This window comes from Bauldia litoralis (assembly GCF_900104485.1).
GTDB classification, from domain to species: domain Bacteria; phylum Pseudomonadota; class Alphaproteobacteria; order Rhizobiales; family Kaistiaceae; genus Bauldia; species Bauldia litoralis.
On sequence record NZ_FMXQ01000024.1, the window covers coordinates 1 to 8,461 of the forward strand.

At 64.0% G+C, this 8,461-nt stretch carries 8 protein-coding genes, 1 tRNA gene and 1 pseudogene; 6 read left to right on the top strand and 4 right to left on the bottom strand.

Going from position 1 to position 8,461, the window contains the following annotated elements; all coding sequences use genetic code 11:
* Positions 1-4: 4 nt before the first annotated feature.
* The 3 genes and pseudogenes from BLT60_RS23805 to BLT60_RS25090 all read left to right on the top strand — a co-directional run bounded on the left by BLT60_RS23805 (position 5) and on the right by BLT60_RS25090 (position 2,821).
* Positions 5-94, top strand: a tRNA-Ser gene (locus BLT60_RS23805).
* A 364-nt stretch (positions 95-458) separates the two neighbouring features.
* Positions 459-2,294 (top strand): hypothetical protein, encoded by a 1,836-nt coding sequence (locus BLT60_RS23810; RefSeq protein WP_139167959.1) that lies wholly within the window; start codon positions 459-461, stop codon positions 2,292-2,294.
* Positions 2,200-2,821 (top strand): annotated as a pseudogene (locus tag BLT60_RS25090) (DUF1214 domain-containing protein). The gene BLT60_RS23810 and the pseudogene BLT60_RS25090 overlap by 95 nt, the downstream one beginning before the upstream one ends.
* A gap of 144 nt (positions 2,822-2,965) precedes the next feature.
* On the opposite strand, the gene BLT60_RS23820 reads toward BLT60_RS25090, so the two are convergent.
* The 4 genes from BLT60_RS23820 to BLT60_RS24235 all read right to left on the bottom strand — a co-directional run bounded on the left by BLT60_RS23820 (position 2,966) and on the right by BLT60_RS24235 (position 5,662).
* A complete protein-coding gene (locus BLT60_RS23820) occupies positions 2,966-3,223 on the bottom strand; it encodes a hypothetical protein (RefSeq protein WP_175478630.1) in 258 nt (85 codons plus the stop codon).
* Between the two features lie 233 nt (positions 3,224-3,456).
* The gene (locus BLT60_RS23825; protein WP_244521430.1) at positions 3,457-4,872 is read right to left on the bottom strand and encodes a recombinase family protein; all 1,416 of its coding nucleotides are present in this window, start codon (positions 4,870-4,872) and stop codon (positions 3,457-3,459) included.
* A 59-nt stretch (positions 4,873-4,931) separates the two neighbouring features.
* On the bottom strand, positions 4,932-5,417 hold the full coding sequence (locus BLT60_RS23830) for a DUF2924 domain-containing protein (RefSeq protein ID WP_244521429.1): 486 nt from the start codon (positions 5,415-5,417) through the stop codon (positions 4,932-4,934).
* Entirely contained in the window at positions 5,414-5,662 is a 249-nt protein-coding gene (locus BLT60_RS24235; RefSeq protein ID WP_139167960.1) for a hypothetical protein, read from the bottom strand. The genes BLT60_RS23830 and BLT60_RS24235 overlap by 4 nt, the downstream gene beginning before the upstream one ends.
* Before the next feature lie 151 nt (positions 5,663-5,813).
* On the opposite strand from BLT60_RS24235, the gene BLT60_RS23840 reads away from it, so the two are divergent.
* The 3 genes from BLT60_RS23840 to BLT60_RS23855 all read left to right on the top strand — a co-directional run.
* Positions 5,814-7,160 carry a hypothetical protein gene (locus BLT60_RS23840; protein ID WP_139167961.1) on the top strand — a complete coding sequence of 449 codons (1,347 nt, stop codon included), beginning with the start codon at positions 5,814-5,816 and terminating at the stop codon, positions 7,158-7,160.
* Positions 7,161-7,269: 109 nt separating this feature from the next.
* A complete protein-coding gene (locus tag BLT60_RS23845) occupies positions 7,270-7,524 on the top strand; it encodes a helix-turn-helix transcriptional regulator (protein ID WP_090881419.1) in 255 nt (84 codons plus the stop codon).
* 430 nt (positions 7,525-7,954) lie between these two features.
* Positions 7,955-8,461 (top strand): DUF7146 domain-containing protein (locus BLT60_RS23855; protein ID WP_425285047.1); only part of this gene is annotated, 507 nt, incomplete at its 3' end.

An 8,461-nucleotide genomic window follows, 5' to 3' on the forward strand; every position in this document is an offset into this window, starting at 1 on the left:
GTCAGGAGGGGTGGCCGAGTGGTTGAAGGCGCACGCCTGGAAAGTGTGTAGGCGGGAAACCGTCTCGGGGGTTCGAATCCCCCTCCCTCCGCCAGTGTCAGCTCTTCGAACGTTCTCCGCCCAGACGATCGGTGCATCAAAGGGCGTAGAACTGCGGGATTCCGGACGCGGACCTGTTGACCTCGCGCCCTCGCTCTCCGCCCGTTGTTCTCTGTTTGGCCGCGCATTCTCCAAAGCTCATGACTGAGGCCACGCAGTACGGAAGCGGAAGCGCCAACGATTTCAACGATCAGTGGCCGCGCCTTTGGGCTCGTTCGGAGTTTCTGTCGGATGAGCGATGTCGCTGACAGCGGGCGTTGCGCCGTCCGGTTCTGACTCGAGGCGACGCCAGTGCTTTGCCGGGTGGAGTGGGTGCTGGCCTCTTGGATTGAAGGGCATCAACTGGCATAGCCGTTTCAATGCCGATTCAATGCCCGCAGCTATCTCGAACCGCTATCGTCAGCGACGATCCGCTTCTTGCGGGCGAGCTATCATGCGTGCTCGCCCGCCGCGGGCACTACGTTTGCGTACTCGACGGCCCGCGCCTGACACGTGACGATCGTGAGGCCGAAGCGATCCGCCGCACCAACGCGCTGGCGCGCATTGGCGTGCGCAACACCTTGCTGGCCGGCCTTTCTCCCGAATCTCAGGCGGTTATGTCGGCACGGCTACCCAAGGGACGAACCGTAGAGATTAGACGAAATCAACTTGCGACGATCGCCGCCGCTAACGGAAAGCGCGACGCCGCAACGCTGCGCTGGGGAAGTGATCGCATTGGACTCGGCGTGCTTCGGGCGATGTATGCCCGCCAGATGATTGAATTCGGCGACGAGGTTTCGCACGTACAACCCGTCCTGTCGAGGTCGGGCCATGTTGTAGTTTGTGAGGCGGGGGAGCCGCTAAGCGAAGTCATCGCCGCGAACTACGCCTTCGCGCTCGGTGCCGGCCTCCACATCATCGACGAGACCGACGAAGTCGAGAGCCAGGAGCTGCTTGAGGCTTACTATAACATCGACACGCCCGGGGTAATTGCGTCGGTCGAGCGCAATCGAATCAAGAGTCGCCTACGGGAACTCGTCGGAGTCGTCGATTTGCCAGAGGGCGGATCGCTGACCTTCATCACCCGCCACCTACCTTTCGGCGCGGCATTTCCGGAAAGGCCGTCGACCCATCTCTTCACCTATCCAGATCTCGGCATTGCCATCGTCAACGGTTTTGCTGCTGAGCAGGAAGGCAGGCGCGGCACCAACATCGCGGTACTCGTTGACCCTGAAAAGGTTCGCGCGCCAGAGATCGAGGCCGCTACCAAGCTGCTCCCCCAGCGGCGGGTGTTCGTTCGCGGCTATCGCGGCGCGGGAGCCAGCGTGCGCGCGATCTCGGAGATGGTCGATCTGTTTCCCTACGACCTGCTGATCTTCGCCACCCACTGTGGCGACGCGCCGGGCTGGCGCTGGACCTATGAATTTCGTGATAGCGAAGGGCTCCATCGCCGATTGGTTGTCGATGTCGCCATTGGGGTTGGCCACACCGATGACGAGGAAATGCTGCGCGTCATGCAGTTCTTTCGTTTCCATTCACTAGATGGCGTCAACTGGAACGATCCGGTGGCCAAGACCGGGCTCTATGTCGGCACGGCAATACGGGACTGGGCCGAGTTCGAGAAGGCGGATGCACTCGAGCCGGTGCACAAGGAAGAAATCGGCCGGGTCATGGGATCCGCCGTTATGAAGATGTGGGACCACAATTACCTTCCCATGCCTCGCGCGCTGGCCGCCGAAGGCAGTCCGATCATAATCAACAACGCGTGCGTGTCTTGGCACGAGCTTGCTGGCCGGTTCCTTTTCTCGAATGCGCGGGCCTATATCGGCACACTCTTTTCGGTGTCAGACATGGAGGCCGAAGCCGTGGTGGTAAGGCTGCTCGACAAGTACTTCGGGAAGCCGTTGCCGTACGCACTGTGGGCAGCACAGAACTCCGTATATGGGGCCGGCGGCAACCGGCGCCCATACGTCATTACGGGCGTCTACCCGCAACGCCTGCGCGTGACCAGAGAGGACGTTCCAGCACGTATCCTCAGTGAGCTGAGCAGAGGTCAGAACTATTGGCGTGAGCGCGCCAATTCAAGGCGCGCTCACGATAGTCGAAGTGCCAAGGTCCTCGATGAGATGGCGACTTTCTACGAACGTGAGACCGCATCGTTCCAAGCGCGATGGTTCGCTTCGAAGTCGCTTGGTAAAGCATCGACTGACCGCTAATTCTCGAAGCCGCCCGAGTGGGCGCTCCGCCGTTCCCCGTGGCCGAAGAGCCGCCCATGGCGCACCGCCGCCGACGCAATGGCGGCAGCTCGCGCGCGAATCCTTCCGACACCACCAAGACCTTTCGACCGAGCGCAGTGGCATACCCGCAAATACGCCGAAGGATGCGGTCTACCCGGTCGGCCTCACCGACGCCGAGGGGCAGCCGCTCGACGCCTCCAAGCATGACTACGTCATCCGCTTCGCGTCGAACGACGACCTGCCGCCGGCCAACGGCTTCTGGTCGCTCACCATGTACGAAGACGGGTACTTCTTCGTACCCAACGCGCTCAACCGCTATACGCAGCGAGCGCAACCAGCTCAAGACGAACGCCGACGGCTCGATCGACCTCTATCTCCAGTCGGCCAGCCCGGGTCCAGACAAGGAATCGAACTGGCTTCCCGCCCCGGACGGCCCGTTCATCCCCATGTTTCGCCTGTACTGGCCGAAGGAGAACCCGCCGTCCGTGCTGGACGGAACGTGGTAGCCCCCGGTCATCCAGAAGACCTGAAGTTATCAAGGAGGTTCGCCCCCGGGCGAGCCTCCCAGGGGCTACGCGCATCCGACATGACGAATCCAGTGTCCGGTTGTGGCGCGAAGCATCCGAGGCCTCGCTTCTCGACTGTACCCGCTAGTTGCGGAGCGACGGGTGTCTGGACCAGTCGACCGGAAAGGGAATCATGAGCCTGTCGAGCGTGGCGGCGTCGCCCACCTCCATCACCGCCTCCACGATCTCCGGCGCGAGCAGCGTGAGCCGGAAGACGCGGCTGACATAGGATGGGTTGATATTCTCGGTGGCGGCGATCTCCTGGACGGTGACTACGGCGCCGGTCTCGAGGAGCTTGCGCCAGCGGAAAGCGCGGGCCAGGGCGCGAACGGCGGGCGTCACCTCTTCTCGAGTGTGGGTAGGCACTTGCGGTGCCCTCGACGGCTCCTGACCGAGCCCGTCGGGCGCGACGAGCACCTTACGCCCTCGGCGCTGGCGGAAGGAGAGTGGAACGTGGACGGTGACTGTCGGGCGCGCGTCGGCATGACCCGCGTTGTCCCCAGCGCTCGCCTCCGCCCCGGTGTCGCCGCGGTGACTGCGTCGTAGCCGCTGCGCCGCCATCCGCCCCGCGCTCATCACGCCGCCCGTCCCTCGATCTGCTGCCTATCGTGGCCAGCATCTCGATCAGCCTGCCCAGGCCGTGCGTCCCGCATCTCGGCGAACAGGGTGCCGAGACCGTCGACGCGGAGCCGGATGTCGATGCCGGTGGCGGCAATGTCGACGCGGTCGACGAGGAGCCGGACGATGCGGGTTTGTTCGGCGGGGAAGAGTTCGTTCCAGATCGGATCGAAGCGGTCGAGGGCGTCGCGGACGTCTGCCTCGGTCAGATCGGGGAGGTCACGCCGGGCGGCGCGCCAGGTCGCGACGATGATCTCGGGTGAGCGGAGCATGAGGCGGAGATGGTCCATGACCGCCGCCTCGACGTCGCCGGCCGGGACACGCGTGACGAGACCGGAAGGATTGGCCTCCGTGCCGGTTTGGTGGGCCGATGCGCCACTGCTAATTGTGCTGCTTGGGGTCGTGCCGACCCTCCCAACGCCGCGGATGACAGACTGACTGACGTAGTAGCGGTAGAGCCGCTGTCCCTTCCGGGTGTGGGACGGGGACATGGCCCGGCCCCCGGCGTCGAAGATGATGCCCTTGAGGAGGGCCGGGGTCTGGGCGCGGGTGCGGCCGGCCTTGGCGCGGGCGCCCTCGGCCATGACCGCGTGCGCCCGGTCCCAGAGGGACTGGCTGACGATTGCCTCGTGCTCGCCGGGATACGACGTCCCCTTATGCACCGCCTCCCCAAGATAGACCCGATTGTTGAGAAGCTTGTAGAGCCGCCCCTTGTCGAGGGTCTGGCCGTAGCGGTTGACGAAACTCTCGGCGGTCAGCTCCCTCACCACCGTGGTCACCGAGCCGATCTGGACGTAGCGGGTGAAGATCCAGCGCACCTTCTCCGCCTCGGCCTCGTCGATGACGAGCCTCCTGTTCTCGACCCGGTAGCCGAGGGGCGCCCAGCCGCCCATCCACATGCCCTTCTTCCGGGACGCGGCGAACTTGTCGCGGATCCGCTCGCCGATCACCTCGCGCTCGAACTGGGCGAAGGAGAGAAGGATGTTGAGGGTGAGCCTTCCCATCGAGGTGGTGGTGTTGAAGGACTGGGTGACGGAGACGAAGGTGACCTCGTTCCGCTCGAATACGTCCACGAGCCTCGCGAAGTCCATGAGGGACCGGGAGAGGCGGTCGATCTTGTAGACGACCACCACGTCCACCCTGCCCGCCTCGATGTCGGCGAGAAGGCGCTTCAGCGCAGGACGCTCCAGCGTGCCGCCCGAGATGCCGCCATCGTCGTAGTTGTCGGGGACGAGGACCCAGCCCTCGGCCTTCTGGCTGGCGATGTAGGCTTCGCAGGCCTCCCTCTGGGCATCGAGGCTGTTGAACTCCATATCCAGGCCCTCCTCGCTGCTCTTCCGGGTGTAGACGGCGCAGCGGCGCTTGACGACCACGCGGGCGGCAGACCCACCGCCAAGGGCCGTCTCGCCGCGACGGGCGCGGACAGGCGCGTTCACGATCGCCCCCGCTGGTTCCTGAGCCCGAAGAACACCCAGCCGTTCCAGCGCGTCCCGGTGATCGCCCGCGCCACCGCCGACAGCGACTTGTAAGGACGTCCCTGGTACTCGAAGTCCTCGGGCCGCACCGTTACGACGTGGTCGATGCCGTTCCACTCGCGGATCAATCTCGTCCCAGCGATCGGCCTGTGTTCGACGTCCCGGCTTCGCTTCGGCTTGCCATTTTTGCCGAACAGCTCCTCGCCCAGCGCCTCCAGCCGCGCCACCGTCTCCGGCTTCAGCCCGCCATAGGCAAGTTCCTGAATGCGATACGCTAGCCGGCTTTCGAGGAAGCGCCGGTTATAGGGCGGCGGCTCGGTCTCGAAGAGATCGCGCCACTGCTGCTTCAGCTCCATCGTCGGCGTCGTCTTCAGCGCCGCGAGCCGGGCCAGCACCGAGGGCGTCGCGGGGTGGCTGGCGTAGCGATTCTCCGTCTTCATCATGCCGTGGTCTCCGGTTCGGTTCCGGCATGACCGCTCGGTGTACCGAGACAGTCCACCAAACCTTCTCCGTCATCGGAAAATAAAGACCTGGACTTCCGCACTTGGAGACGGATGAGCCCGAGCGTCAGGATCTCGCCAATCTCGGCGATGCGCTCGCGCGCTTCGTCATTGGGGTCAGACCTGATGACTGTGTTGTTCGCCATTCCAAGGGTGATGCACTCGGCAGGCGAGGAGGAAAAGACCAACTTTCTCCGCAGCGAAACGGTGCGGGAAAGTAGTGGACGGTGCGGATTCCTGAGTATGGCGCAACTGCGGCTCTTGAGGGCGCCGCGGAACGCGTAAGATCGACTTTCGGTGACACGTAGGGCGAATCATCCTCTCTAAGGAACATCGCCGATGCCAAAAAAGAACTCGTCACGACCGAAAGCCGCGCCTGAACTGTCGCCACGACAGCGACTGCTGAAAGCAGCGCTGGATGGTGATTCAACGCCTGCCCAGGCAGAGGCCGAGGCCTCGCGACTGGGCGTGAGTCCGCTCCTCGACCGACCGGACTCAGATGCCTTCGATCCGATGCGCGAGGATCGCTGGACACTACCGATGACGATCGCCTGGATCGTCTGGCGCGCACCCGAGATGGTCCGGGAGAACTGGCACGCTTACGTGATTGGCTGCACGCGATGGCGCGGGGTTTTTCGGAACGGGACCTGTATTGGCTTCGAGCCGGGGCCCCTCCCGACACCGACTTGGTCCCTGCTGGCCCTCCACGAGGACTATCCGCGCGAACGGTCTCGCGCGACGCCGTGGCGTCCACGGTCTCCTGACGAAGCCCGCGAGGAACTGTGGAAGGCTCTCGAGCATGGCGACGTTGAAGCCGACGCGATCGATCTCGACACCGGCAAGCGGGTCGCGGTCACGGCGACGGCCTGGAAGAGCCTAGAGCTGTACTCCGAGCTAGACATGGACATCGTGCGGGAGGACCCCCTATCGCGATCCGGCTATCACGACATCCGTTTACCCATGCGTCAGGTGACTGATGCATGGCCGGTGCGTGTCCTGTCGGAGGTGCTTCCGTCGCCCATGACGCCGGACGGTCCTGGCTATATGCCACTGTCGGCTGCGGCGCAGTGGATCGCGACGAAGGGCGCCGCAGTCGACGTCGGACTTAATCCCGAAGCTTGGGATGAGGCTTATCGTCAACTGACTGATCGAATTGCATCGGCTGAAGTCGCATGCACCGGCATTTCAAAGAGAGGGCAGCGGGAGCGGCTGGAGCCAGCGCTATTGGGCGGTATCCGGATTTGTCATCTCTTTGGCTCGGAGGAGATAGACAACGCGGATAGCGAGGAGCTCTACCTGTGGGCTTCGCCCTATGTCGACGAGGAGCACTGGCGGGCTGGTTTCAGCGACGACCTTCGTCAGCGACGCCAAACGGTGTGGACGAAGGTGATGGTCAACAAGCCCGACATCGCGAACTGGTGGCCTTTTGGACACGAGAAGGAAATTGAACCAGGTCCGCTCAGGACAGGTGCGCCAGGGGCTCCATCGACAATGTCCTACATCCTGGCCGAGCACGAGATTAGGTGTGAAAGGGGTGTTGCCGATAAGAGCGTGGGTGTCGAGGCCGGGCATCTCGAAGCCTGGTTCCACGAAAAGCACCCAAGTTGGCCCTGTTCGAAAAAAAAGACGATTGAGAACTGTATTCGGGAGAGGCACCGGAGGTATAGCGGAGACCCCCGAAAATAAAATATTGGGGCAATTTCGGGGCCGTTTATAGGGCCCCCGACATGCCTTAGCTGGGTTTCCTCACGGCGCGACCGGACTGGTCCGAAGCGTTCGAAAGAGGAACCTCGCAATGTCGCAATCAGACCCTAGAATTGATCCCGCCGGAGCGGCCGTCTCCGCGCTCTTCGCCCGCCATCTTAATCAGGATCAGCTCGCACGACGCTGGAGCCTCTCGGCCCGGACGCTCGAACGCTGGCGCTCCCATGGCAAGGGCCCCTGCTATCTCCGTCTTGGCGGCCGCGTCGCCTATCGCCTTGACGACATCGAAGCCTTTGAGAAGGCCGGCCTTCGCGTCACCGGAGCCGGCGTTGCCGGAGACCTGTGATGAGTGTGCTTGTGCTTCCGGGCCACATCGATGTGAACCACCCTGTCGATCGATGGTCGCCACCCGAACCGCCGGCCGGTCACAGCTTGACGGCTGGTGCTCTGGATCGGTGGCTGGAGCACGCCGAGCCCAGCGACTGTGTCGCCTACCACCGCGGCTTCCTGCCCCTGGACCGAGGTTCCGGCAACTGCCTCGGCGAAGAGGCGGGACAAGAACTCGAAAGGGTCGCCTCCGCTGCGATGTCGATGTCCGAAGCCGGACAGGCCCATCTCATACAGCGGAGGCACGGGGCTGGTGATTACAGCTACCTCATCGTCGCCCGTTCTCGGCCTGCGCTGTTCACGAGATCCCGCAAGGCGCGGGAGTATGCGTCATGAACGCCGCAGTCATTTCCCGGGCCCTTGGCGGGCGTCGGACTGGGCGAACATGGATGGCATGCTGCCCGGCTCATGACGATACATCGCCCAGCCTGGCGATCTGCGACGGCGACGACGGCAGGGTCCTGGTCCGATGCCACGCCGGCTGTTCGCAGGCGGCCGTGATCGCCGGGTTGAAGAGAAGGGGGATCTGGGAAGCCACCGATCGGCCGCTGCTGCAGAGGTCGGAGCCGACACCGGTCCGGCGGTCGAACGATGCAGAGACGGTGAAGCGCGGCGAACTCGCCATGACGATCTGGACATCGGCGCGGACGGCCGTCGGCACGTTGGTCGAGACATACCTTGCGTCTCGTGGCCTCCGGATCGAAACGCCACCGACACTTCGGTTCCACCCGTCGCTGAAGCATCCCGCCGGTGACAGATGGCCGGCCATGGTCGCCCTGGTCACACGCGGCGCCGATGACGCGCCCGTCGGCATCCACAGGACGTTCCTCGCGCCGGACGGATCGGGCAAGGCTCCGGTCATGCCGCAGAAGATGATGCTCGGCCCCTGTCGCGGC

Coding starts and splice junctions, on each gene's coding strand:
- BLT60_RS23845 (WP_090881419.1), top strand. CDS start 7,270: ATGTCGCAATCAGACCCTAGAATTGATCCCGCCGGAGCGGCCGTCTCC.
- BLT60_RS23840 (WP_139167961.1), top strand. CDS start 5,814: ATGCCAAAAAAGAACTCGTCACGACCGAAAGCCGCGCCTGAACTGTCG.
- BLT60_RS23810 (WP_139167959.1), top strand. CDS start 459: ATGCCGATTCAATGCCCGCAGCTATCTCGAACCGCTATCGTCAGCGAC.
- BLT60_RS23830 (WP_244521429.1), bottom strand. CDS start 5,417: ATGATGAAGACGGAGAATCGCTACGCCAGCCACCCCGCGACGCCCTCG.